Origin of the sequence: Kitasatospora sp. NPDC093806 (assembly GCF_040683335.1) — a bacterium.
GTDB lineage: Bacteria > Actinomycetota > Actinomycetes > Streptomycetales > Streptomycetaceae > Kitasatospora.
In genome coordinates this window covers 1-26,999 of sequence record NZ_JBFBDO010000066.1, presented here as the reverse complement: position 1 = coordinate 26,999, position 26,999 = coordinate 1, and the positions used below count along the sequence as shown (strand labels likewise).

Annotated in this window: 4 protein-coding genes; all 4 read left to right on the top strand. The window is 76.4% G+C overall.

Features of this window, described 5'->3' with window-relative positions:
- The first annotated feature begins 104 nt into the window (after positions 1-104).
- The gene (locus AB0N76_RS26295; protein ID WP_363560978.1) at positions 105-7,769 is read left to right on the top strand and encodes an SDR family NAD(P)-dependent oxidoreductase; all 7,665 of its coding nucleotides are present in this window, start codon (positions 105-107) and stop codon (positions 7,767-7,769) included.
- A gap of 45 nt (positions 7,770-7,814) precedes the next feature.
- The gene (locus AB0N76_RS26290) at positions 7,815-18,026 is read left to right on the top strand and encodes a type I polyketide synthase (RefSeq protein ID WP_363560976.1); all 10,212 of its coding nucleotides are present in this window, start codon (positions 7,815-7,817) and stop codon (positions 18,024-18,026) included.
- Between the two features lie 71 nt (positions 18,027-18,097).
- Positions 18,098-23,335, top strand: coding sequence for an SDR family NAD(P)-dependent oxidoreductase (locus AB0N76_RS26285; protein WP_363560974.1), 5,238 nt, complete (start codon positions 18,098-18,100; stop codon positions 23,333-23,335).
- A gap of 80 nt (positions 23,336-23,415) precedes the next feature.
- A partial coding sequence (locus tag AB0N76_RS26280; protein WP_363560972.1) for a type I polyketide synthase occupies positions 23,416-26,999 on the top strand: 3,584 nt, incomplete at its 3' end.

Here is a 26,999-nt window from a genome sequence, read left to right as displayed (position 1 = left end):
TCGACATGAGGCGGCGACGGCCGCCCTGAGCGTCATGCCCCCGTCGTCGTCTGCTCCGGCAGACCGGGCAGCAGATCGAGACCACGAGGAAGGCCGAGTACGCAGTGCCCCAGACGAGTTGTGAGGACGCCCAGGTCGCCGTCGTCGGACTCTCCGGCCCGACGCCCGCCGCCGGAAACGACCAGCCGGGCCACACCGGCCCCGACGGCGGCGCCGCGTTCTTCGGGGTGCCGGCCGCCCGGTCCGCCGGGTTCGGCCCCGCGGACTGGCACCTGCTGGAACTCGCCTGGAGCGCGCTGGAGGACGCCGGGATCGTCCCCGCCACGCTGAGCGGCGACGGTGGTCGTGCGGGGGTGTTCCTCGCCGCACCGTCGCAGCAGCGCTCGGCGGAGCGGCTCGCCGACGTCCTGGACCTCCACGGCCCGCGGGTGGCCGTCGACGCGGCGGACCCGGGCCTGCGGGTGGCCGTCGACGCGGCGGCAGCGAGCCTGCGGCGGGGCGAGTGCGACCTCGCCCTCGTCGGGGACGGCGAGACCGTCCTCGCGGTGCTGCGACGGCTGCCGGAGGCGCAGCGCGACGGGGACCGGATCCACGGTGTGGTCACCCGTGGCGAGAACGCCCAGCGCGAGACCGGAAAGCATGGCAGCTCCGGCAGCTCCGGCGTCCTCCAACTGCTGGGAGCCGAGCCGACCGGTGCCGCCGCTCCCCCGGCCGCCGCCGCCACCCGGCCCGCCGCCCGGCCGCCGCTCGCCACCGCCCGGACCCCGCTGCTCCTCTCCGCCCGCAGCGACGCCGCCCTGCGCGCCCAGGCGCGGGCGCTGCACGAGCGGTGGGAGGCCGACCCGGCGCTCCGACTCGCCGATGTCGGCTACTCACTGGCCGCGACCAGGACGGCGTTCGAGCAGCGCGCCGTCCTGGTCGCCGAGGACCGTGAGGACGCCCTGCGCGGCCTGCGCGCGCTCGCCGAGGGCGCGTTCGACCCGGCGCTGGTGCGCGGCGGCGCGGTGCTCGGTGACACAGTGGGCGGCGGGCGGCCCGGGCCGGTGTTCGTCTTCCCCGGCCAGGGGACGCAGTGGCAGGGCATGGCGCTCGAACTGCTGGAGTCCTCGGAGCCGTTCCGCGAGCAGCTGGAGGCCTGCGAGGCCGCGCTCTCGCCGCACGTGCCGTGGTCGCTGACCGAGGTGCTGCGCGGCGCGCCGGGCGCGCCCGCCCCGGTGGCGGTGGACGTCGTCCAGCCGGTCCTGTTCGCCGTGATGGTCTCGCTGGCGGCGCTGTGGCGCGCCTGCGGCGTCACGCCCGCCGCCGTGGTGGGCGCCAGCCTCGGTGAGATCGCGGCCGCCCACGTCGCCGGTGCGCTCAGCCTGGACGACGCCGCCAAGGTGGTCGCGCTGTGGAGCCGGGCGCAGGCCGCCGCGGCCGGTCAGGGCGACCTGGCCTCCGTCCTGCTGCCCCGCGAGGAGCTGGCGGCGCGGCTGGCCGGCCGGTCCGGGCTGGTCGTGGCCGGGACCAACGGCCCGCGCTCCGCCCTGTTCTCCGGCGACCGGGAGGCCGTCGACGAGCTGCTCGCCGAGCTGGCCGCCGAGGGCGTCCGGGCACGGCGGCTGAGCAACGGCCTCCCCGCTCACTCGCCCGGGCTGCGTCTCGACCGCGAGCTCGTCCTCGACGGCCTCGCCGCCGTCCGCCCGCAGGCCGCCACCGTGCCGTTCTACTCCTCGCTCACCGGCGGGCTGCTGGCCCCGTCGGCACTCGACGCCGCGTACTGGGTCCGCAACATCACCAGTGAGATCCGGTTCGAGGACGCCACCCGCGCGCTGCTGGCCGACGGGCACCGGCTGTTCCTGGAGGTCAGCCCGCACCCGGGCCTGCTCGGGGGGCTGCAGGAGACGCTGGACGACACGGGCCTGACGGGCGAGGCCGCCGTCGTCGGCACCCTGCGCCGCGACCAGGGCGGGGCGGACCGGCTGCTCGCCTCGCTCGCCGAGCTGCACGTCCGGGGGGCCGCGCCGGACTGGACGGCCGTCCTCGGCGGGGACGGCGCCCGGCGCGTCCCGCTGCCGACCTACCCGTTCGGTGCCGCCACGGGTCCGGACGCCGACCGTCCCGGCGCCGCCGCCGCGGTGGCCGACCGGTCCGAGGCCGAACAGCGCCGGTGGGTCGACGAGCTAGTGCGGGCCGGGGTCGCGGCGCTGCGCGGCCCCTCGGCCGCCGGGGCCGCCGACGACCGCCCGTTCCGCGAGCTCGGCTTCGACTCGGCGATGGCCGTCGAGCTGCGCAACCGGCTGATGACGGCGACCGGCCTGCCGCTGCCGCTCACGCTGCTCTTCGACCGCCCGTCACCGCAGGCCCTCAAGGCCTACCTGCTCGCCCGGCTGACCGGGGCGCCCGTCTCGGACGCGGATGTGGAGGAGGCGGGGACGGTCGACCCGCAGGAGCCGATCGCGATCGTCGCGATGGCCTGCCGGTTCCCCGGCGAGGTCCGAAGCCCCGAGGACCTGTGGCAGCTGGTCGCGGACGGCCGGGACGCCATCTCCCCGTTCCCCGACAACCGCGGCTGGGACCTCGACGCGCTGTACGACGCCGACCCCGCCCGCGGCGGCCGCAGCTACGTCCGCGAGGGCGGCTTCCTGCACGACGCCGACGGCTTCGACCCGGCGTTCTTCGGCATCTCGCCGCGCGAGGCGCTGGCGATGGAGCCGCAGCAGCGGCTGCTGCTGGAGACCTCCTGGGAGGCCTTCGAGCGCGCCGGCATCACCCCGGACTCGCTGCGCGGCACCCGGACCGGCGTCTACGTCGGCGCGATGACGCAGGACTACGGCACCCGCATGCACGAGGCGAACGGCCTCGTCGAGGGGCACGTCCTCACCGGCACCACGGTGAGCGTCCTCTCCGGGCGGCTGGCCTACGCGTACGGGCTTGAGGGCCCGGCGATCACGGTCGACACGGCGTGCTCCTCCTCGCTGGTCGCTCTGCACCTGGCCTGCCAGTCGCTGCGCCGGGGCGAGTGCTCGACGGCGCTCGCCGGCGGGGCGGCCGTGATGTCCCTGCCCGGCATGTTCGTGGAGTTCAGCCGCCAGCGCGGCCTCTCCCCCGACGGCCGCTGCAAGGCCTTCGGCGCCACGGCGGACGGGACCGGCTGGGGCGAGGGCGTCGGTGTGGTGCTGCTGGAGCGGCTCTCGGACGCCCGGCGGCTCGGGCACCGAATCCTCGCGGTGGTGCGCGGCTCGGCGGTCAACCAGGACGGCGCCTCCAACGGGCTGTCCGCGCCGAACGGTCTGGCCCAGCAGCGGGTGATCCGGACCGCCCTCGCCGAGGCCGGGCTGTCGGCCGCCGAGGTCGACGCGGTGGAGGCGCACGGCACCGGGACCCGGCTGGGCGACCCGATCGAGGCGGAGGCGCTGCTGGCCACGTACGGCCAGGGGCGGGACGCCGAACGGCCGCTCCGGCTGGGGTCGTTGAAGTCCAACATCGGGCACACCCAGGCCGCGGCCGGCGTGGCCGGGGTGATCAAGATGGTGATGGCGCTGCGCAACGGCGTCCTGCCGCGCACCCTGCACGCGGACGAGCCGACGCCGCACGTCGACTGGTCGACGGGTGCGGTCGAGCTGCTGACGGAGGCGCAGAAGTGGCCGGCCGGGGAGCGGACCCGGCGGGCCGCCGTCTCCTCGTTCGGGATCAGCGGGACCAATGCGCACCTGATCCTGGAGGAGGCGCCGGAGGTCGAGACGGCTCCCGAGGAAGCTCCCGCGCCGTCGGCGGTCGTGCCCTGGGTGCTGTCCGCGCGGACACCGGACGCCCTGCGGGCGCAGGCCGAGCAGCTGCGGGCCGCCGTGGAGGCGCACCCCGAGTGGGAACCGGCCCGGGTGGCGGGCGCGTTGGCGTCCGGCCGGGCGGTCTTCGAGCAGCGCGCGGTGGTCGTCGGCGAGAGCCGGGCCGAGCTGCTGAGCGGCCTCGCGGCCGTCGCGGAAGGCACGGGCGTCGGTGGCGGTGACTTCGACCGGCCGGTGTTCGTCTTCCCCGGGCAGGGCTCGCAGTGGATCGGCATGGGCGCCGAACTCCTGGACGCCTCACCGGTGTTCGCCGAGTCGATCGCCCGCTGCGAGGCCGCGCTGGCCCCGCACGTCGACTGGTCGCTGACCGAGGTGCTGCGCGGGGGCGACGACCTCACCCGCGTCGACGTCGTCCAGCCCGCACTCTTCGCGGTGATGGTCTCGCTGGCCGAGGTCTGGCGTTCCTTCGGCATCGAGCCCGCCGCCGTCATCGGCCACTCCCAGGGCGAGATCGCCGCCGCCACCGTCGCCGGCGCTTTGACGTTGGAGGACGGGGCGCGGATCGCCGCCCTGCGCAGCCGGGCGATCCTGGCGATCGCCGGACGCGGTGCCATGGCCTCCCTTCCGCTCGACCGCACCCGGACCACCGAGCTGCTGGAGCCCTGGCAGGGCCGGATCGGGATCGCCGCGCACAACGGTCCGACGCTGACCGTCATCGCGGGCGACCAGGACGCGGTCGCGGAGCTCCTCGCCCGCTGCGAGGAGCAGGAGATCCGGGCCCGTCGGATCGACGTCGACTACGCCTCGCACACCCACCACGTCGAGGCCATCCGCGCCGATCTCGCGGAGCGGCTGGCCGGGATCGCTCCCCGGGCCGCCGCCGTGCCGTTCTACTCGACCGTCACCGGCGCCCCGATCGACACGACGAGCCTCACCGCCGACTACTGGTACACCAATCTGCGGCAGACCGTCCTGCTCACGGACGCGCTGCTCGCCGCGCACGCCGACGGCCACCGCGTCTTCGTCGAGGCCACCCCGCACCCCGTCCTCACCCCGGCCGTCGAGGAGACCCTCGACGGCGTGTTCACCACCGGGACCCTGCGCCGCAACGACGGCGGCCTCCACCGCCTGTTCACCTCCCTCGCCGAGGCCCACCTCCACGGCGCCCCCGTCGACTGGCAGGCCCTCCTGCCCGACGGCGGCACCCCGATCGACCTCCCCACCTACCCCTTCCAGCGCGAGCGCTTCTGGCTCGACGCCCCCACGCCCACCGGGGATGTCCGCACCACCGGCCTCGACTCCGCCGAACACCCGCTGCTCGGCGCGGTGCTGCCGCTCGCCGACGAGGACGAGCTCGTCCTCACCGGCCTGGTCTCCACCGCCACCCACCCCTGGCTGGCCGACCACGCCGTCTGGGACACCGTCCTCGCCCCCGGCACCTCCCTCGTCGAACTCGCCCTGCACGCCGGGGACCTGGTCGGCTGCGCACACCTCGACGAGCTGACGCTGGAGGCCCCGCTCACCCTCCCCGAGCGGCAGGCCGTCCGCCTCCAGGTCCGCGTGGGCGCGCCGGACGACAGCGGCCGCCGTCCGGTCACCATCCACTCCGCCCCCGGCAGCGACGCCGAGGCCCGCTGGACCAGGCACGCGACCGGTGTCCTGGCGGCGGCGGACCCGGCTCCCGCCGCCCCGGCGGACGCCTGGCCGGCGACGCTCGACCCGGCCGGGACGCTCTACGACCGGCTGGCCGCGGTCGGCTTCGACTACGGCCCGGCGTTCCAGGGCCTGCGGGCCGTCGGCCGGCGCGGGGACGAGATCCTCGCCGAGGTCGTCCTGCCGTCCGACCGCCACGACGACGGCTTCGGCCTCCACCCCGCCCTGCTGGACGCGGCCCTGCACGCCTGCCTGCTGGAGGGCTCCGACGGCGTCCGGCTGCCGTTCTCCTGGTCCGACGTCGCCGTCCACGCCACGGCGGCCACCGCCCTGCGCGTGCGGCTCACGCCCACCGGGCCGGACACCGTCGCCCTCTCGGCGACCGACGAGAGCGGCCGACCGGTGGTCTCGGTCGGCTCGCTGACGCTCCGTCCGGTCACCCCCGAGCAGTTCAGCGCCGCCGCCCACGGCCGACAGGGCTCGCTCTACCAGGTGGACTGGGCTCCGCTGCCCGCCCACTCCGGCCCGGCCGACGGGCCCGCGCCGCTGCTCCTCCCGACCGACGACGCCGGGTACGCCCGGCCGGAGGACCTGCTCGCCGTCCCGACTCCGCCGCCGGCCACGGTGGTGGCGGCCTTCCCGCCCACCACCGGTGTGAATGCCCCGCTCGTCCACGCGGCGGCCGGGCGCGCGCTGGCGCTCCTGCAGGCCTGGCTCACCGAGGAGCGGTTCGCCGGCTCCCGGCTCGTGCTGCTCACCCGGGGTGCGGTGGCCGTCGATCCGGCGGAGGAGGTCACGGACCTCGTCCACGCCCCGCTCTGGGGCCTGGTCCGGTCCGCACAGTCGGAGAACCCCGGCCGCCTGGTGCTGGCCGACGTCGACGAGCACCCCGACTCCTGGCCGGCGCTGGTCCGGGCGCTCTCCTCGGCGGAGCCCCAGCTGGCCGTCCGGGCGGGCCGGGTGTCGGCCGCCCGGCTGGCGACCGCCGTGCCGGGGTCGTCCGAGGCCACGGAGGCGACGGACCCGTTCGGCCCGACCGGCACCGTGCTGGTGACCGGCGGCACCGGACTGCTGGGCGGCCTGTTCGCCCGCCACCTGGTGACCCGCCACGGCGTCCGGCACCTGCTGCTGGTCAGCCGGCAGGGCCTCGCCGCCGAGGGCGCGGCGGACCTGCGGGACGAACTCACCGCGGCGGGCGCCACGGTGACCGTCACCGCGTGCGACACCGCCGACCGGGACGCGCTCGCCGCCGTCCTCGCCGCGGTGCCCGCCGAGCAGCCGCTGACCGGCGTGGTCCACACGGCGGGCGTCCTGGACGACGGCGTGCTCACCGCCCTCACCCCCGACCGGGTGGCGACGGTGCTGCGGCCCAAGGTCGACGCGGCCTGGCACCTGCACGAGCTGACCCGCGGCGACGACCTGCGCGCCTTCGTCCTCTTCTCCTCCGCCGCCGGTGTCCTCGGCCAGGCCGGCCAGTCGAGCTACGCGGCGGCCAACGCCTTCCTGGACGCCCTCGCGCAGCGGCGCCGGGCGGACGGCCTGCCCGCGCACGCCCTGGCCTGGGGCCTGTGGGCCGAGGCCGGCGGCATGACCGGCCACCTCGCCGAGGCCGACCTCCGCCGGCTGGGCCGCACCGGCCTGGCCGGCCTCCCGACCGACCAGGGCCTCGCGCTCTTCGACGCGGCGCTGCGGACCGACCGCGCGGTGCTGGTCCCCGCCCGCCTGGACACCGCGGCCCTGCGGGCCCAGGCCGAGGTTCCGCCGCTGCTCGGCGGCCTGGTCCGGGCACCGCGACGCCACACGGCCGCCGCACCACAGACCGTGACGCTCGGGCAGCGGCTCGCCGGACTGGAGCCGGCGGAGCGCGGCCGCGCCCTGCTCGACCTGGTCCGGACCGAGGTGGCGGCCGTCCTCGGCTACGCCTCCCCGGACCGGGTCGACCCCGACCGCGGGTTCCTCGACCTCGGTCTTGACTCCCTCACCGCGCTCGAACTGCGCAACCGGCTCGGCCGGGAGACCGGCACCCGGCTGCCCGCCACCCTGATCTTCGACCACCCGACCCCGGCCGCCGTGGCCCGCCACCTGGAGCACGAGGCGTTCCCGGCGGACCGGACGGCGGCCGAACCGGAGCCCGGCGAGGCCGACGAGGTCGAGGAGGGCGAGTTCCGGCAGGCCCTGGCCGCGATCCCGCTGGCCCGCTTCCAGGAGGCCGGACTCGTCCGCACCCTCCTCCGACTCGCGGACACCACCGGCGAACCGGCGGCGGACACCGACGAGCCGGAGACCGGCAACGCACTCGACACGATGGACCTGGACAGCCTCGTCCGCATGGCCCTCGGTGGCAACTGATCACGACGCGTCCCCCCACTACGGCACCGAGTTTCGGAGTTCGCGATGACCGCATCCAGTGAAGAAGTCGTCAAGGCGCTGCGAGCCTCCCTCAAGGAGGCCGAGCTGCTGCGGCAGCAGAACCGGAAGCTGACCGCCGCGGCCACCGACCCGATCGCCATCGTCGGCATGGCCTGCCGCTACCCCGGCGGCGTCGCCTCTCCCGAGGAGCTCTGGCAGCTGGTCGCGAGCGGCACCGACGCGATCACCCCGTTCCCGACCGACCGCGGCTGGGACCTGGACGCGCTGTACGACCCCGACCCCGAGGCGATCGGCAAGACGTACACCCGGGGCGGCGGCTTCCTGCACGAGGCCCCGCTGTTCGACCCGGACTTCTTCGGCATCTCGCCGCGCGAGGCCGTGGCCATGCACCCGCAGCAGCGGCTGCTGCTGGAGACCTCATGGGAGGCCTTCGAACAGGCCGGCATCGACCCCGCCTCGGTGCGCGGCAGCCGGACCGGCGTGTTCGCCGGCGTGATGCACCAGGACTACGCCGCCGGCCTGCGCGAGACCCCCGACGACCTTGAGGGCTACCTGATGACGGGCAGCCTCGGCAGCGTGGTGTCCGGGCGGGTCGCCTACACCCTGGGCCTGGAGGGCCCGGCGGTGACGGTGGACACCGCGTGCTCTTCCTCGCTGGTCGCCCTGCACCTCGCGGGGCAGTCGCTGCGCAACGGCGAGTGCACGCTGGCCCTGGTCGGCGGCGTCACCGTGATGACCGGGCCGACCGGCTTCGTCGAGTTCAGCCGCCAGCGCGCGCTCTCCCCCGACGGCCGCTGCCGCGCCTTCGCCGCCTCGGCGGACGGGACCGGCTGGTCGGAGGGCGTGGGCATCCTGCTGCTAGAGCGGCTGTCGGACGCCCGGCGCAACGGCCACCGGGTAATGGCCGTGGTGCGCGGTTCGGCGATCAACCAGGACGGCAGCAGCAGCGGCTTCTCCGCCCCGAACGGGCCGGCCCAGCAGCGGGCGATCCGGGACGCGCTGAAGAACGCCCGGCTTGCCGCCGAGGACGTGGACGCGGTGGAGGCGCACGGCACCGGCACCCGGCTCGGCGACCCGATCGAGGCGCAGGCGGTGCTGGCGACGTACGGGCAGTCGCGGGAGGCCGAACGGCCGCTGCTGCTGGGGTCGTTGAAGTCCAACATCGGGCACACCCAGGCGGCGGCGGGTGTGGCCGGTGTGATCAAGATGGTGATGGCGATGCGGCACGGTGTGCTGCCGCGCACCCTGCACGTGGACGCGCCGAGCCCGCACGTCGACTGGTCCTCCGGGGCGATCGAGCTGCTCACCGAGGAGCGGCCGTGGCCGGCGGGCGAGCGGACCCGGCGGGCGGCGGTGTCCTCGTTCGGGATCAGTGGGACGAACGCGCACGTGATCTTGGAGGAGGCCCCGGAGGTCGACGAGGCTGAGCCCTCGGTCGCTGCGCCGCCGTCGGCCGTGGTGCCGTGGGTGCTCTCGGCACGCACCCCCGAGGCGCTGCGCGAGCACGCCGGACGGCTGGCCGCCTACCTCGACCGGCACCCCGACGCCGACCTGCGCGCCGTCGGACACACCCTCCTGACCGCCCGCACCACCCACGACCACCGCGCCGTCGCGCTGGGCAGCACTCCGCAGGAACTCCGCGCCCACCTCACCGCGCTCGCCGACGACCCCAACCCCGGCACCCCCGCCGGGACGTTCGAGCGGCCCGTGTTCGTCTTCCCCGGGCAGGGCTCGCAGTGGATCGGGATGGGCGCCGAACTCCTGGACACCTCACCGGTGTTCGCCGACTCCATCGCCCGCTGCGAGGCCGCGCTCGCGCCGCACGTGGACTGGTCGCTGACCGAGGTGCTGCGCGGCGGCGACGACCTCACCCGCGTCGACGTCGTCCAGCCCGCGCTGTTCGCCGTCATGGTGTCGCTGGCCGAGGTCTGGCGCTCGCTCGGGATTCAGCCCGCCGCCGTCATCGGGCACTCCCAGGGCGAGATCGCCGCCGCCACTGTCGCGGGAGCGCTCACCCTGGAGGACGGGGCCCGCATCGCCGCCCTGCGCAGCCGGGCGATCCTGGCGATCGCCGGACGCGGCGGCATGGCCTCACTCCCCCTCGACCGCGCTCAGACCACCGAACTGCTGGCGCCCTGGGACGGACGCCTCGGCATCGCCGCCCACAACGGGCCCACCAGCACCGTCATCGCCGGCGACGACGACGCCCTCACCGAACTCCTCGCCCACTGCGAGGAACAGGAGATCCGCGCCCGCCGGATCGACGTCGACTACGCCTCCCACACCCACCACGTCGAAGCCATCCGCACCGAGCTGGCGGAGAAGCTGGCCGGGATCGCTCCCCGCCCCGCGACCGTGCCGTTCTACTCCACCGTCACCGGTGCCCTGATCGACACCACGAAGCTCACGGCGGACTACTGGTACACCAACCTGCGCCAGCCCGTCCTCCTCACCGACACGCTCCGGGCCGCCCACGACGACGGCCACCACGTCTACGTCGAGACCAGCCCCCACCCCGTCCTCACCCCGGCCATCGACGACACCCTCGACCCGGTCCTCACCACCGGCACCCTCCGCCGCAACGACGGCACCTGGACCCGCCTCCTCACCTCCCTCGCCCACCTCCACACCCACGGCCACCCCGTCGACTGGACCCCCCACCTCCACCCCGGCACCCACCCCGACCTCCCCACCTACCCCTTCCAACGCAAGCACCTGTGGATCATGGAAGCGGCCACCTCCGCGCCCGCCGGTCCGCCGGCGACCAGCGCGGCGGACGCGAGCTTCTGGGAGGCCGTGGAGGAGCAGGACGTCGCCGCCGTGGCGGCCACTCTCCAGGTGGACGACGACGAGCGGCGGCGGTCGCTGGACGTCCTGCTGCCCGCGCTCTCCTCGTGGCACCGGCAGAGCCGTGACCGCTCGACGGTGGACGACTGGCGGTACCGGATCTCCTGGCAGCCCGTGCCCGGGGGCACCGCGTCCTCGCTCACCGGCACCTGGCTGGTCGTCGTCCCCGCCGGTCATGCCGAGGACGCCTGGGTCACCGAGGCCGTCCGGCTGCTCGGTCTGCGCGGCGCGCGGCCCGTGCTGCTGGAGGCGGACGCCGCCGACGCGGACCGGGACGTCCTGGCCGCGCAGCTGCGCGAGCTGCTCGGCGACAGCGACAGCGACGGCGACGGCAACGGCAACGGCAACGGCGAGCCCGCCGGCGTGCTGTCGTTCCTCGGGCTGGACGACCGCCGCCACCCCGAGCGGCAGACCCTGACGAGCGGCGTCGCGCTCACCCTGACGCTGGTCCAGGCCTTGGCCGAGCTCGGCCTGCGGGCGCCGCTGTGGTGCGTCACGCGCGGCGCCGTGGCCGCCGGGCCGGCCGACAGCCCCGCGGATCCGGTGCAGGCCCAGCTGTGGGGTCTCGGCCGCGTGGTCGCGCTGGAGCACTCCCAGCTCTGGGGCGGCCTGGTCGACCTGCCGGCGGAGCCCGATGAACGGGCGGTCGGCCGACTGGCCCAGGTACTGGCGGGGTCCGCCGAGGAGGACCAGCTGGCCGTTCGGGCGGCCGGACTGTTCGCGCGCCGGATGGTGCACGCGCCGCTCGGCGACGCCCGGCCGGTCCGGGCCTGGCGGCCGCGCGGCACGGTGCTGGTCACCGGCGGCACCGGGAGCCTCGGTCCCCGGCTCGCCCGCTGGCTGGCCGACAACGGCGCCGAGCACCTGGCGCTGGCGAGCCGTTCGGGCCCGGCCGCGCCGGGCGCCGCGGAGCTGGCCGCCGACCTGGAGCAGCGCGGCGTGGCCGTCACGGTGGCCGCCTGCGACGTGGCCGACCGCGCGGCGGTGGCCGGGCTGCTGGACCGGCTGCGGGCGGACGGCCACACGGTGCGGGCCGTCCTGCACACGGCCGCGTTCATCGAGCTGACCTCCGTCACCGGGACCACGCTGGACAGCCTCGACCAGGTGCTGGCCGCCAAGGTCGACGGCGCCCGGTACCTCGCCGAGCTGCTCGACCCGGCCGAGCTGGACGCCTTTGTGCTGTTCTCCTCGATCGCCGCCTTCTGGGGCAGCGGCGACCACGCCGCCTACGCGGCCGCCAACGCGGCGCTCGACGCCCTGGCCGAGCAGGGCCGGGCCGCCGGTCTGCCGGTGGTGTCGGTGGCCTGGGGCGTCTGGGAGGACGCCGTCAACACCTGGAAGAACCTCGGCGACGTGGACGTCGAGCGGACCCGGCGGCGGGTGCGCGGGCAGGGTCTCCCGCTGATGGACCCCGAGCTGGCGATCGCCGCGCTCCAGCAGGTACTGGACCACGACGACGCCTTCGTCGCGGTGGCCGAGATCGACTGGGAGCGCTTCGTCCCGCTGTTCACCGCCGTGCGACCGAGCCCGCTGCTCACCGGGATCCCCGAGGCACGCGCCGTGCTGGCGTCCGCGACCGAGACGGCGGCCCGGTCGGCGGCCGAGTCGGCCGGCTCCGGGTCGGAGCTCCGGCGGTCGCTGGCGGAGCTGTCCGAGCCGGACCAGCTGCGCGTGCTCACCGAGCTGGTCACCACGCACGCGGTCGCGGTGCTGGGGCACAGCGCGCCGGACGGCATCCGCCCCGACCGGGCCTTCAAGGAGCTGGGCTTCGAGTCGCTGACGGCGGTCGAGCTGCGCAACCGGCTGGCGTCCGCCACCGGCCTGCGGCTGCCCGCGACGCTGGTCTTCGACTACCCGACGCCGTCCGCTCTGGTCGCCCAACTGCGGCGTGACGTGCTGGAGTTGGGCGAGGTCGAGGTGGCCGCCCCGGCCGGGCCGACGGCCGCGGCGGCGGACGACGAGGCGATCGCGATCGTCGGCATGGCCTGCCGGTTCCCGGGGGACGTGGCGACGCCGGAGGACCTCTGGCGGCTGCTCGCCACGGACGGCGACGCCGTCTCCGACATGCCCGGTGACCGCGGCTGGGACCTGGACACCGTCCTCGGCCAGCAGGGCGGCTTCCTCCGGGACGTGGACGGCTTCGACGCCGGCTTCTTCGGGATCTCGCCGCGCGAGGCGCTGGCGATGGACCCGCAGCAGCGGCTGCTGCTGGAAACCTCCTGGGAGGCCTTCGAGCGGGCCGGCCTCGACCCTGCGTCCCTGCGCGGCAGCCGGACCGGCACCTTCATCGGCGCCATGCAGCAGGGCTACGGCGTCCGTTCGGTCGACGCCTCGGCCGCCATCGAGGACTACGTCATCACCGGCGCCGTCACCAGCGTCATCTCGGGCCGGCTCGCCTACGCCTTCGGCCTGGAGGGCCCGGCGATCACGGTGGACACGGCGTGCTCCTCGTCCCTGGTCGCCCTGCATCTGGCCACCCGGGCGCTGCGGGCCGACGAGTGCTCGATGGCCGTCGCGGGCGGCACGGTGGTGATGGCGACGCCCGACTCGTTCATCGGCTTCGACCGGATGGGCGCACTGTCGGAGACCGGCCGCTGCAAGGCCTTCTCCGACGACGCGGACGGCTTCGGCCTCTCCGAGGGCGTCGGCGTGGTGCTGCTGGAGCGGCTCTCCGACGCCCGACGCAACGGACACCAGGTCCTCGCCGTGGTGCGCGGATCCGCGCTCAACCAGGACGGCGCCTCCAACGGGCTGGCCGCGCCGAACGGGCCGTCCCAGCAGCGGGTCATCCGCGCCGCGCTCGCCGACGCCCGGCTCACCGCCGCCGATGTGGACGTGGTCGAGGCTCACGGCACCGGCACCCGGCTGGGCGACCCGATCGAGGCACAGGCGCTGCTGGCCACCTACGGGAAGGACCGGGACGCCGAACGGCCGCTGCGACTGGGCGCGTTGAAGTCCAATCTCGGGCACACCCAGGCGACCGCCGGGGTCGCCGGCGTGATCAAGATGGTGCTCGCGCTGCGCAACGAGGTCCTGCCGCGCACCTTGCACGTCAGCGAGCCCACCTCGCACGTCGACTGGTCCTCCGGTGCGATCGAACTGCTCACCGAGGCCCGGGAGTGGCCGCAGGAGGACGGGCGACCGCGTCGGGCGGGCATCTCGGCCTTCGGGATCAGCGGGACCAACGCGCACCTGATCCTGGAGGAGGCGCCGGAGGTCGAGACGGCTCCCGAGGAAGCTCCCGCGCCGTCGGCGGTCGTGCCCTGGGTGCTGTCCGCCCGGACGCCGGACGCCCTGCGCGCCCAGGCCGAGCAGCTGCGGGCCGCCGTCGAGGCGCACCCCGAGTGGGAACCGACCCGGGTGGCGGGCGCGTTGGCGTCCGGCCGGGCGGTCTTCGAGCAGCGCGCGGTGGTCGTCGGCGAGAGCCGGGCCGAGCTGCTGAGCGGACTCGCGGCCGTCGCGGAAGGCACGGGCATCGGTGGCGGTGACTTCGACCGGCCGGTGTTCGTGTTCCCCGGGCAGGGCTCGCAGTGGATCGGCATGGGCGCCGAACTCCTGGACGCCTCACCGGTGTTCGCGGAGTCGATCGCCCGCTGTGAGGCCGCGCTGGCGCCGCACGTCGACTGGTCGCTGACCGAGGTGCTGCGCGGGGGCGACGACCTCATCCGGGTCGACGTCGTCCAGCCCGCACTCTTCGCGGTGATGGTCTCGCTGGCCGAGGTCTGGCGCTCGTTCGGCATCGAGCCCGCCGCCGTCATCGGCCACTCGCAGGGCGAGATCGCCGCGGCCACCGTCGCCGGCGCTCTGACGCTGGAGGACGGGGCACGGATCGCGGCGCTGCGCAGCCGGGCGATCCTGGCGATCGCCGGACGCGGCGGCATGGCCTCTCTCCCGCTGAGTCACGACGATGCCGCCGCGCTGCTGGCGAACTGGGACGGCCGCCTCGGCATCGCCGCCCACAACGGGCCCACCAGCACCGTCGTCGCCGGCGACCAGGACGCGATGGCCGAACTCCTCGCCCACTGCGAGGAGCAGGAGATCCGGGCGCGTCGGATCGACGTCGACTACGCCTCCCACACCCACCACGTCGAGGCGATCCGCGAAGACCTCTCCCAACAGCTAAGCGGTATCACTCCGGTGACAGCCTCTGTCCCGTTCTACTCCACCGTCACCGGCGCACTCATCGACACCACGAAGCTCACCGCCGACTACTGGTACACCAACCTGCGCCAGACCGTCCTGCTCACCGACACCACCCGCGCCGCCCACGCCGACGGCCACCGCGTCTTCGTCGAGGCCAGCCCGCACCCCGTCCTCACCCCGGCCGTCGAGGAGACCCTCGACGGCGTGTTCACCACCGGGACCCTGCGCCGCAACGACGGCGGCCTCCACCGGCTGCTCACCTCCGTCGCGGAGGCCCACCGCCACGGGGCGCCGGTCGACTGGTCGTCCCTCCTCCCCGGCGGCGGCGCCCCGATCGACCTCCCCACCTACCCCTTCCAGCGCGAGCGCTTCTGGCTCACCGCGCCCGCGACCGGCAACCCGCGCACCGCCGGGCTGGACTCGGCCGAGCACCCGCTGCTCGTCGCCGCCGTCCCGCTGCCCGACGACGGGGGCATGCTGTTCACCGGCCGGATCTCGGTCACCACCCACCCCTGGCTGGCCGACCACGCCGTCTGGGACACCGTCCTCGCCCCCGGCACCTCCCTCGTCGAACTCGCCCTGCACGCCGCCCGCCGGGCCGGCTGCGGGGACGTCGAGGAGCTGACCCTCCAGGCGCCGCTGGTCCTCCCGGACCGGCAGGGCGTCCGCCTCCAGGTCCGCGTGGGCGCGCCGGACGACACCGGCCGCCGCCCGGTCACCATCCACTCCGCCGCCGACGGCGCCGAGGCCGCCGACGCCTGGATCTGCCACGCGACCGGCACCGTCACCCCGGCCGGGGCCACCGAGCCCGCCGGGTGGACGACCGGCCCGGTCTGGCCCCCGGCCGGGGCCGTGCCGGTCGAGCTCGACGGGCTCTACGGCCGGCTCGCCGAGGACGGGCTCGGCTACGGCCCGGCGTTCCGGGGCCTGCACGCCGCCTGGCGGCTCGGCGACGAGGTGTACGGCGAGGTCCGGCTCCCGCAGGAGCAACTCGCCGACGCGGCCCGGTTCGGTGTTCACCCCGCGCTGCTGGACGCGGCCCTGCACACCACGCTGATCGACGGCGCGGAGCAGGTGCGGCTGCCGTTCGCGTGGAGCGGGGTCACCCTGCACGCCACCGGCGCGACGGCGCTGCGGGTGCGGCTGACGCCGACCGGCCCGGACGGGATGTCGCTGGCGGTGGCCGACCCGGCCGGTCTGCCGGTGGCCACGGTCGACTCGCTCGCCGTCCGGCCGGTCTCCCGGGCGCAGCTCGGCTCGGCTTCGGGCTCGGCTTCGCAGCGGGCCGCCGCCGACTCGCTGTTCCAGCTGACCTGGCACGAGCTCGGGTCGGACGCGCCGGCCGGCCGTCCGACCGTGGACCCGGCCCGGCACGTGGTGCTGGCCTCCGGCGAGGCCGCGCACCCGGGCCTGGCCGCGCTCGCCGAGGCGATCGGCGCGGGCGCGCCGGTGCCGGAGGCCGTCGTGGTGCCGTGGACGGCGGAGGCCGGCGCGGACACCCTGTCGGCGGAGGCCGCCGGGGTGGCGGTGGAGCGGGCGCTGTCGCTGCTCCAGTCCTGGGTGGGCGACGACCGGTTCGGTGCCGCCAAGCTGGTGCTGGCGACCGGCGGCGCGGTGGACACCAGCGGCACCGGCGGCGGTGTCGGCACCGTCGAGCCGGCCGGTTCGCCGGACCTCGCCGCGGCCGCCGTCTGGGGCGCGGTGCGCTCCGCGCAGGCCGAACACCCGGGCCGGTTCGTCCTGGTGGACCTCGACGGCCCGCGGGCCGACGGGTCCGCGGTGCCGGCGGCCGTGCTGGACGGCGCCGAGCCGCAGTACGTGGTCCGGGCCGGGCGGGTCCTGGTGCCCCGGCTGGCGCGGCTGCACCCGGCCGAGGCGTCCGCCGCTCCGGCGCTGGAGCCGGCGGGCACGGTGCTGATCACCGGCGGGACCGGCACGCTGGGCGCCCTGGTGGCCCGGCACCTGGTGGACGCCCACCGGGTCCGGCACCTGCTGCTGCTCAGCCGGCAGGGGCTCGCCGCCGAGGGCGCGGCGGAGCTGCGGGACGAACTGGCCGCGGCGGGCGCCGAGGTGACGGTCGTCTCGTGCGACGCGGCGGACCGGGGCGCGCTGGCGGCGGTGCTCGCGGCCGTCCCGGCGGACCACCCGCTGACCGGTGTGGTGCACGCGGCCGGGGTGCTGGACGACGGCACGCTCGCCTCGCTCACCCCGGAGCGGGCCAGGGCCGTGCTGCGGCCGAAGGCGGACGCCGCCTGGAACCTGCACCAGCTGACGCTGAACGCCAAGCCGGCGATGTTCGTGCTGTTCTCGGCCGCGGGCGGGGTGCTCGGCAACGCCGGGCAGGCCAACTACGCCGCCGCCAACGCCTATCTGGACGGCCTGGCCGCGCACCGGCGGGCGCTGGGCCTGCCCGGTGTGTCGATGGCGTGGGGGCTGTGGTCGGCGGCCAGCACGATGACCGGCGGCCTGAGCGAGGCGGACCGGGCGCGGATGCGGCGCTCGGGCGTGCTCCCGATGTCCACGGCGGCCGGGCTGGCGCTGTTCGACTCGGCGCTCGGCCAGGAGCGGCCGCTGGTGCTGCCGGTCCGGCTGGACCTGCCCGCGCTGCGCGAGGGCGGGTCGGGGCAGCTGCAGCCGCTGCTGCGGACGCTGCTCGGCGCGGCGCCCCGGCGGGCGGCCGCGGCGGCCGGCGCGGCCGAGGCCGGTGCCGGGCTGTCACTGGACGGCCTGACGGCGGCCGAACGGTCGCACGCGCTGGTCGAGTTGGTGCGCTCCCAGGTGGCGGCGGTGCTCGGGCACGCCTCGGTGGAGGCGGTCGGCACCGGGCGCGGCTTCCTGGAGTCCGGGTTCGACTCGCTGCGCGCGGTGGAGCTGCGCAACCGGCTGACCTCCGCCACGGGGCTGCGCCTGCCGGCGACGCTGGTCTTCGACCACCCGACGCCGGCCGCCGTCGCCGCGCACCTGGGCGAGCTGCTCCGGCCGCAGGAGCGGCCCGCGCCGCCGGCGGCCGCCCTCGACCTCGGCCTCAACCTGGACGGGCTGGAGGCCGGTCTGCGTGACCTCGCCGCCGGGGACGGCGCGGCGCGCGAGCGGCTGGCCGCCCGGCTGCGCGGGCTGGCGGCGCAGCTGCACGCACCGCAGCAGGCCGAGCAGGCTCCCGAACTCGCCGACGAGGACGAGGAGTTCGCGGGCGCCACGCTCGACGAGCTGCTCGACATCGTCGACAGCGAACTGGGGGACGCGTGACCGCGCCCGCCGAGTCAGGTGACCGGACACAGCCGTCGAGCACGTCGTTGAACAGAGAGGCGCACAGCGGGATGACGAGTGACGAGAAGGTCCTCGACGCGCTCAAGCGGCTGACCGTCGACCTGCGCAGGACGCGACGGCGCCTGCAGGAGGTGGAGGACGGGGCCCGCGAGCCGATCGCGATCATCGGCATGGCCTGCCGCTACCCCGGCGGGGTCGCCTCCCCGGAGGACCTGTGGCGGGTGGTGGCCGAGGAGCGGGACGTGATCTCGCCGTTCCCGACCGACCGCGGCTGGGACGAGGACCTGTACGACGCCGACCCGGCGCGCCACGGCTCGGTGTACGTCCGCGAGGGCGGGTTCCTGCACGACGCGGCCGACTTCGACCCGGCGTTCTTCGGCATGGGCGCCCGCGAGGCGCTGGCCACCGACCCGCAGCAGCGGCTGCTGCTGGAGACCGCCTGGGAGGCGTTCGAGCGGGCGGGCATCGACCCGGGGTCGGTGCGCGGCAGCCGGACGGGCGTCTTCGCCGGGGTGATCTACCAGGACTACGCGGCGCGGCTGCGGCGGGTCCCGGGCGAGTTCGAGGGCTACGTCGGCAACGGCAGCACCGCCAGCGTCGCCTCCGGCCGGGTCGCGTACACCCTCGGGCTGGAGGGCCCGGCGGTGACCCTCGACACCGCGTGCTCCTCCTCGCTGGTGGCGCTGCACCAGGCGGCGCAGGCGCTGCGCGGCGGGGAGTGCTCGCTGGCGCTGGCCGGCGGTGTGACGGTGATGGCCTCGCCGATGGCGCTGGTCGAGTTCAGCCGCCAGCGGGGCCTGGCCCCCGACGCGCGGTGCAAGCCGTTCTCGGCCGGGGCGGACGGGACGGCCCTCGGCGAGGGCGTCGGGATGCTGCTGCTGGAGCGGCTCTCGGACGCCCGGCGCAACGGCCGCCGGGTGCTGGCGGTGATCCGGGGCAGCGCGGTCAACCAGGACGGCGCCAGCAGCGGGCTGACGGCGCCGAGCGGGCCCGCGCAGCAGCGGGTGATCCGGCAGGCGCTGGAGAACGCCGGGCTGGCGGCGCGGGACGTGGACGCGGTGGAGGCGCACGGCACCGGGACGACGCTCGGCGACCCGATCGAGGCCCAGGCGCTGCTCGCCACCTACGGGCAGGACCGGGCCGGCGCGGAGCCGCTGTGGCTGGGTTCGGTGAAGTCCAACATCGGCCACGCGCAGGCGGCGGCGGGCGTGGCGGGCGTGATCAAGACGGTGCTGGCGATGCGGCACGGCGTACTGCCGCGCACGCTGCACCTCGACGGCGTCAATCCGCTGGTGGACTGGGACGCGGGGGCGGTGTCGCCGCTGGCGGCCGCCCGGCCGTGGCCGGCGACCGGGCGGCCGCGCCGGGCCGGGGTGTCCTCCTTCGGGGTGAGCGGGACCAACGCGCACCTGGTGCTGGAGGCCGCCGAGGAGGCTGCGGAAGCTTCGGGGAGCGTGGCCGGACCGGCCGCCGGGGCGACCCTTCCGTGGGTGCTCTCCGGCCGGACCGAGGCCGCGCTGCGCGCGCAGGCCGCACGGCTGCTGGACCACCTGGACGGACACCCCGGCTGGTCCGCCGCCGAGGTGGGCGGGGCGCTGGCGCGCACCCGGGCGGCGTTCGAGCACCGGGCCGTGCTGCTCGGGTCGGACCCGGCCGGGTTCCGGGCGGGCCTGGCCGCGCTGGCGGCGGGCGAGCCGCTGCCCGGGCTGGTCCGGGGCGTCGCCCGTGGGGACGCCCGGGTGGTGTTCGTCCTGCCGGAACGGCTCGACCGGACCGACCTGGCACGGCGGCTGCTGGATTCCTCGCCGCTGTTCGCCGAGCGGCTGGCCGCGTGCGACGCGGCGCTCGTCGAGGCCGCCGGCTGGTCCGCCACCCAGGTGCTGCGCGGTGACGCGGGTACCCCCGACCCCGAGCTTCCGGAGGTCGGCCGGGCGGTGCGCTGGGCGGTGCTGGTGGCCCTCGCCGGATGGTGGCAGGGGCACGGAGTGGCCCCGGACGCCGTGGTGGCGCCGGGCGGGGGCGCGGTCGCCGGGGCCTGTGTCGCGGGGGCGCTCTCCCTGGCGGAGGGGGCGCGCGCGGCCCTGTCCGGCGGGCCGTTCGACCCGTCCGGCGCCCGGGTGCCGCTGCTGACGGGCGACCGGGACGGGGCGGTGCGCGAGCTGCTGGCGCGCGGCCACGGCCGGTACGTCCTCCTCGGGTCCGAGCCGGACCTGCCGATCGCGGACGGCATCGACCGTCCCGACGAGGTCCGGGTGGTCGGTGGCGCGGCCGGTGACGGTGACGCACTGCTCCGCGCGCTCGCCGAGCTGTACGTCCACGGCGGGCCGGCCGACTGGTCGGCGGCGCTGCCGACCGCCCCGGCGGGCGACCTCGACCTCCCCACCTACCCGTTCCAGCGCCGCCGCTACTGGCTGGAGGACGGGCCGGCCGTCCCGGACGTGGCGGCGGCCGGGCTCGCCCCGGCCGACCACCCGCTGCTCCAGGCCGTGGTGGAACTCCCGGGCGACGGCGGGCTGCTGTTCACCGGCCGGCTGTCGCCGCGCGAGCTGCCCTGGCTCGGCGACCACACCGTGCACGGGCGGGTGCTGCTGCCCGGCACCGCCGTGGTCGAGCTGGTCCGCTGGGCGGGCGCCCGGGCGGGCTGCGCGCACCTCGACGAACTGACCCTGCACGCCCCGCTGGAGCTCCCCGACCGCGCCGCCGCCCCGGAGACCGGGGTCCGGATCAGGCTGACCGTCGGTTCCCCGGACGGGTCCGGCCGCCGCCCGGTGGAGCTGTCCTCCCGCCCGGCCGGGCCGGGGGACGGCCCCTGGACCCGGCACGCCGTCGGCACGGTGGCCGGCGAGGGACCGGCCGACGGGTCTTCCGGTTCGGCGGACCTGGTCTCCTGGCCGCCGCCGGGCGCCGAGCCGGTCGACCTCGACGGGGCGTACCGCCGGTTCGCCGGGCTCGGCGTCGACTACGGCCCCGCCTTCCGCGGGCTGCGCGCGCTCTGGCGCCGCGGTGAGGAGGTGTTCGCCGAGGTCGCCCTGGCGGAGGCGGACCGGGCCGAGGCCACCCGGTACGGCCTCCACCCGGCGCTGCTGGACGCCGCCCTCCAGGCCTGGGCCGCCGCCACGCCGCACGCCGCCGCCGCTCCGCAGGACGGCGGGGCGATGCCGGTCCCGTTCGCCTGGCACGGCGTCACGGTGCGGGCGACCGGCGCGACGGCCCTGCGGGTGCGGCTCGCGCCCGCCGGTCCGGAGTCGGTGGCGGTGGAGGCGGCCGACCCGGCGGGGGTCCCGGTGGCCTCGGTCGCGAGCCTGCGCTCCCGGCCGCTGCCCGGTGACCGCCCGCTGTCCGGCGAGGCGGCCGGTTCCCCGCTGCTCTGGCGGGTCCGCTGGACGCCGCTGCCGACCGACCCGGCGCCCGCCGCCCTGCGGACGGCCGTGGTGGGGACCGGCCTGCCGGTGGCCGCCGCCGCGCGGTACCCGGACCTCGCCGCGCTGGCCGCCGCGGCCGCCGCCGCGACGCCGGTGCCGGAGGTGGTGTTCGCGCCCGTCCTGCCGACCGCCGGCGACCTGCCGGCCGCCGTCCACACCGCCACCGCCGAGGCGCTGGCGCTGGTGCGGTCCTGGCTGGCCGAGCCGCGGTTCGCCGCCGCCCGGCTGGTCGTGGTCACCCGGGGCGCCCAGGCCGTCGACACCGACACCGGTACCGACGCGCCCGACCTCGCCTCGGCGGCGGTCTGGGGCCTGCTGCGGTCGGCCCTGTCCGAGCACCCCAGGCGGTTCGGCCTGCTGGACCTCGACGGGGCCGAGGCCGCTCCCGCCGAGGCCGACCTGGCCCGGGCCCTCGCCCTGGCAACGGACGAACCGCAGCTGGCGCTGCGTCACACCGGCCTCCTGGCCCCGCGCCTGGTGGCGGCCGAACCGCCCAGCGGCGACGTCCCCGCCTTCGACCCGGACGGCACCGTCCTGATCACCGGCGGCACCGGCACCCTCGGCGGCCTGCTCGCCCGGCACCTGGTCGCGCACGGCGCCCGGCACCTGCTGCTGGCCGGCCGGCGCGGACCGCAGGCCCCGGGCGCGGCCGGACTGGTCGCGGAACTGACCGCCGCGGGCGCCGAGGTCACCGTCGCCGCCTGCGACACCGCCGACCGCGCGGCCCTGGCCGGCCTGCTGCGCTCGGTGCCCGACGCCCACCCGCTGACGGCGGTGGTGCACGCGGCCGGGGTCACCGACGACGGCCTGCTGACCGGGCTGACCCCCGAGCGGCTCGACGCCGTCCTGCGGCCGAAGGTGGACGCGGCCTGGCACCTGCACGAGCTGACCCGCCTCGGCCAGGAGGAGGGCGGGCCGGTCGCCTTCGTCCTGTTCTCCTCCGCCTCCGGCACCTTCGGCACCGCCGGGCAGGCCAACTACGCCGCCGCCAACGCCTTCCTCGACGCGCTCGCCCACCGGCGCCGCGCCGAGGGCCTGCCGGGCCTCTCGCTGGCCTGGGGCCCATGGGCCGAGAAGAGTGACCTGACGGGGCGTCTCAACGGCGCCCAGGCAGCCAAGTTGGCCCGCGAGGGGTTCGGTGATCTTTCCACGGCGGAAGCCCTTGATCTCTTCGACACCGCCCGTATGATGATCAACGAGCCGGTGCTCGTCCCGATTCGGCTGGACCTCGTAGCGGTGCGAGGCCGCGCCGACCAGGGACAAGTTCCGTCGCTGCTGCGGGATCCGGTCACCGGAACGGCCACCGGGACGGTCCCCGCCGCGGCTCCGGCCGCCACCCCGGTGGCGGCTGATCCGGCAGCCGGTTTCGCGCAGCGCCTGCGGGCGATGCCGGAGCCCGAACGCCGGCGGGCCCTGCTCGACCTCGTCCGCACCCACGCGGCGGTCGTGCTGAGCGAGTCCGGACCCGAGGACGTCGACCCCGGCCGGGGCTTCGTCGACCTGGGCTTCGACTCGCTCGCCAACCTCGAACTCCAGGACCGGCTGGAGGAGGCCACCGGCCTCCAGCTGACCGGCACCCTGGTCTTCGACCATCCCACCGCGACGGCCCTGGCCGATCACCTCTGCACCCTGTTCGGCGCCGAGGAGACGACGACGGTGAGCCCGGCGCTCGCCGAACTCGACCGGCTGGAGGCGTTCCTGACGCCCTTCACCGACGACGAACAGGCCCGGACGGCGATCACCCACCGGCTGAAGGACCTGCTCTCCCGCTGGAGCGACGACCGGGACGGCCCCGACCGGACCGACCTCGCCTCGGCGACCGACGACGAACTCTTCGACGTGCTCGACCAGTTGCGCGCAGGCTGAGACACCCATCCGCCGAGAGGCCCCCGCTGTACCCGTCCCCGTTCAGGTCGACCCCCGCACCGGCTGAGGAGCAGGCTCAAGTGGCACAAGAAGACAAGCTTCGCGAGCACCTCCGCTGGGCTGCCGCCGAACTCGGCGAGGCCCGCCGCCGGGTGGCCGAACTGGAGGAGGCCGACCGCGAGCCGATCGCGATCGTCGGCATGAGCTGCCGCTACCCGGGCGGGGTCCGGACGCCGGAGGAGCTGTGGGAGCTGGCGGTCGCCGGCCGGGACGCGGTCGGCCCGCCGCCCGCCGAACGCGGCTGGCGGACCGAGGACTTCCACGACCCCGACGGCCTGCGCCCCGGCACCTCCTACGTCTGGGAGGGCGGCTTCCTCGACGGGGCCGACCGGTTCGACCCGGCGTTCTTCGACATCAGCCCGCGCGAGGCGCTGGCCATGGACCCGCAGCAGCGACTGCTGCTGGAGACCGCCTGGGAGGCGTTCGAGCGGGCCGGCCTGCCCCCCGCGACCGTGCGCGGCACCCGGGTCGGGGTGTTCACCGGGCTGATGTACCACGACTACGGCACCCGGCTGGGCACCGTGGACGAGTCGGTCGCGGGCTTCCTCGGCGCCGGCACCTCGGGCAGCGTCGCGTCCGGACGGATCGCCTACACGTTCGGGCTGGAGGGCCCGGCGGTGACCGTGGACACCGCCTGTTCCTCCTCCCTGGTGACCCTGCACCTCGCCGCCCAGGCGGTCCGCCGCGGCGACTGCGCGATGGCGCTGGCCGGCGGCGTCACGGTGATGGCCACGCCCGACACCTTCGTCGAGTTCAGCCGGCAGGGCGGCCTCGCCCGGGACGGCCGCTGCAAGGCCTTCGCGGCGGCCGCCGACGGCACCGCCTGGGGCGAGGGCGCGGGAATGCTGCTGGTCGAGCGGCTCTCCGACGCCCGCCGGCTCGGCCACCCGGTGCTCGCCGTACTGCGCGGCTCCTCGATCAACCAGGACGGCGCCAGCAGCAGCCTCTCCGCCCCCAACGGCCCCTCGCAGCAGCGGGTGATCCGGCAGGCCCTCGCCGAGGCCGGGCTGTCGCCGGACCTGATCGACGCGGTGGAGGCGCACGGCACCGGCACCCGGCTGGGCGACCCGATCGAGGCGCAGGCGCTGCTGGCCACGTACGGGCAGGAGCGGCCGGCCGAACGCCCGCTGCTGCTCGGCTCGTTGAAGTCCAACATCGGGCACACCCAGGCGGCGGCGGGCGTGGCCGGGGTGATCAAGATGGTGCTGGCGATGCGCAACGGCGTACTGCCGCGCACCCTGCACGTCGACGAGCCGACGCCGCACGTCGACTGGACGGCCGGCGCCGTCGAGTTGCTCACCGAGAACCGGGAGTGGCCGCGGACGGGGCGGCCGCGGCGGGCCGCGGTGTCCTCGTTCGGGGTCAGCGGGACCAACGCGCACGTGATCCTGGAGGAGGCGCCGGAGGTCGAGGCGGTTCCCGAGGAAGCTGCTGCGCCGTCGGCGGTCGTGCCCTGGGTGCTGTCCGCCCGGACGCCGGAGGCGCTGCGCGCCCAGGCCGAGCAGCTGCGGGCCGTCGTCGAGGCGCACCCGGAGTGGAAACCGGCCCGGGTGGCAGGCGAGTTGGCGTCGAGCCGGTCGGTGTTCGAGCAGCGCGCGGTGGTCGTCGGCGGGAGCCGGGCCGAGCTGCTGAGCGGCCTCGCGGCCGTCGCGGAGGGCACCGCCGCACCCGGGGTGGTGTCGGGCAGTGGCAGCTTCGACCGGCCGGTGTTCGTGTTCCCCGGCCAGGGCTCGCAGTGGATCGGCATGGGCGCCGAACTCCTGTACGCCTCACCGGTGTTCGCGGAATCGATCGCCAAGTGTGAGGCCGCGCTGGCGCCGCACGTGGACTGGTCGCTGACCGAGGTGCTGCGCGGCGGCGACGACCTCACCCGGGTCGACGTCGTCCAGCCCGCGCTGTTCGCGGTGATGGTCTCGCTGGCGGAGGTCTGGCGCTCGTTCGGGATCGAGCCCGCCGCCGTCATCGGGCACTCGCAGGGCGAGATCGCCGCCGCCACCGTCGCCGGAGCGCTCAGCCTGGAAGACGGGGCACGGATCGCCGCCCTGCGCAGCCGCGCCATCCTCGCCATCGCCGGACGCGGCGGCATGGCCTCACTCCCCCTCGACCGCGCTCAGACCACCGAGCTGCTGGCACCCTGGCAGGGCCGGCTCGGCATCGCCGCCCACAACGGGCCCACCAGCACCGTCATCGCCGGCGACGACGACGCCCTCACCGAACTCCTCGCCCACTGCGAGGAACAGGAGATCCGCGCGCGCCGGATCGACGTGGACTACGCCTCGCACACCCACCACGTCGAGGCGATCCGCGAAGACCTCTCCCGACAGCTAGCCGGTATCACTCCGGTGACAGCCTCTGTCCCGTTCTACTCCACCGTCACCGGCGCACTCATCGACACCACGAAGCTCACGGCGGACTACTGGTACACCAACCTGCGGCAGACCGTCCTGCTCACGGACGCGACGCTCGCCGCGCACGCCGACGGCCACCGCGTCTTCATCGAGGCCAGCCCGCACCCCGTCCTCACCCCGGTCCTCCAGGACGCGCTCGACCCCGTCTTCACCGCCGGCACCCTGCGCCGCAACGACGGCGGCCTCCACCGCCTGCTCACCTCCCTCGCCGAGGCCCAGGTCCACGGCGCCCCGGTCGACTGGTCGGCCCTGCTGCCCGGCGGCGGCGCCCCGATCGACCTCCCGACCTACCCCTTCCAGCGCGAGCGCTTCTGGCTCGACGCCACCGAGTCCACCGGGGACGTCCGCGCCGCCGGGCTCGACTCCGCCGAACACCCGCTGCTCGGCGCCCTGGTGGCACTCCCGGAGGACGACGGGCTGGTCCTCACCGGCCTGGTCTCCACCGCCACCCACCCGTGGCTCGCCGACCACTCCGTCTTCGGCACCGCGCTCCTGCCCGGCACCGCCCTGGTCGAACTCGCCCTCCACGCCGGCGACCACACCGGCTGCGACGTCCTCGACGAACTGACTCTCCAGGCACCGCTGTTGCTGCCGGAGGACGGCCCGGTCCGGCTCCGGCTCCGGGTCGGCCCGGCGGACGAGGACAGCCGCCGCGCCTTCTCCCTCCACTCCGCCCCCGGCAGCGACACCGACGCGCCGTGGACCCGGCACGCGACCGGCGTCCTGGCCCCCGGCGCCGAGCGCCCGTCCTGGGACCTCGCCGCCTGGCCCCCGCCCGGCGCGGCGCCGGTGGACCTCACCGAGCTCTACCCCCGCCTGGCCGCCGACGGTCTCGGCTACGGCCCGGCCTTCCAGGGCCTGCACGCCCTCTGGCGGCAGGCGGACGTGCTGTTCGCCGAGGTCCGGCTGCCGCTCGAACAGCACGACGCGGCCGCCCGGTTCGGCCTTCACCCCGCCCTGCTGGACGCAGCCCTGCACGCGGTGCCGGCCGCGGCCCCGGGTGAGGTGCGGCTGCCGTTCGCGTGGAACGGGGTCACCCTGCACGCCACCGGCGCGACCACGCTGCGGGTGCGCCTGTCGCCAACCGGGACCGACGCGCTCGCCCTCACGGTGGCCGGCGGCCCGCAGCTGCGCCCGGTCCACCGGGCGGCTCGCCAGCGCGGCCACCTCGGCGACGGGCGCGCCGGTCCCGTCGG

Coding starts and splice junctions, on each gene's coding strand:
- AB0N76_RS26290 (WP_363560976.1), top strand. CDS start 7,815: ATGACCGCATCCAGTGAAGAAGTCGTCAAGGCGCTGCGAGCCTCCCTC.
- AB0N76_RS26285 (WP_363560974.1), top strand. CDS start 18,098: ATGACGAGTGACGAGAAGGTCCTCGACGCGCTCAAGCGGCTGACCGTC.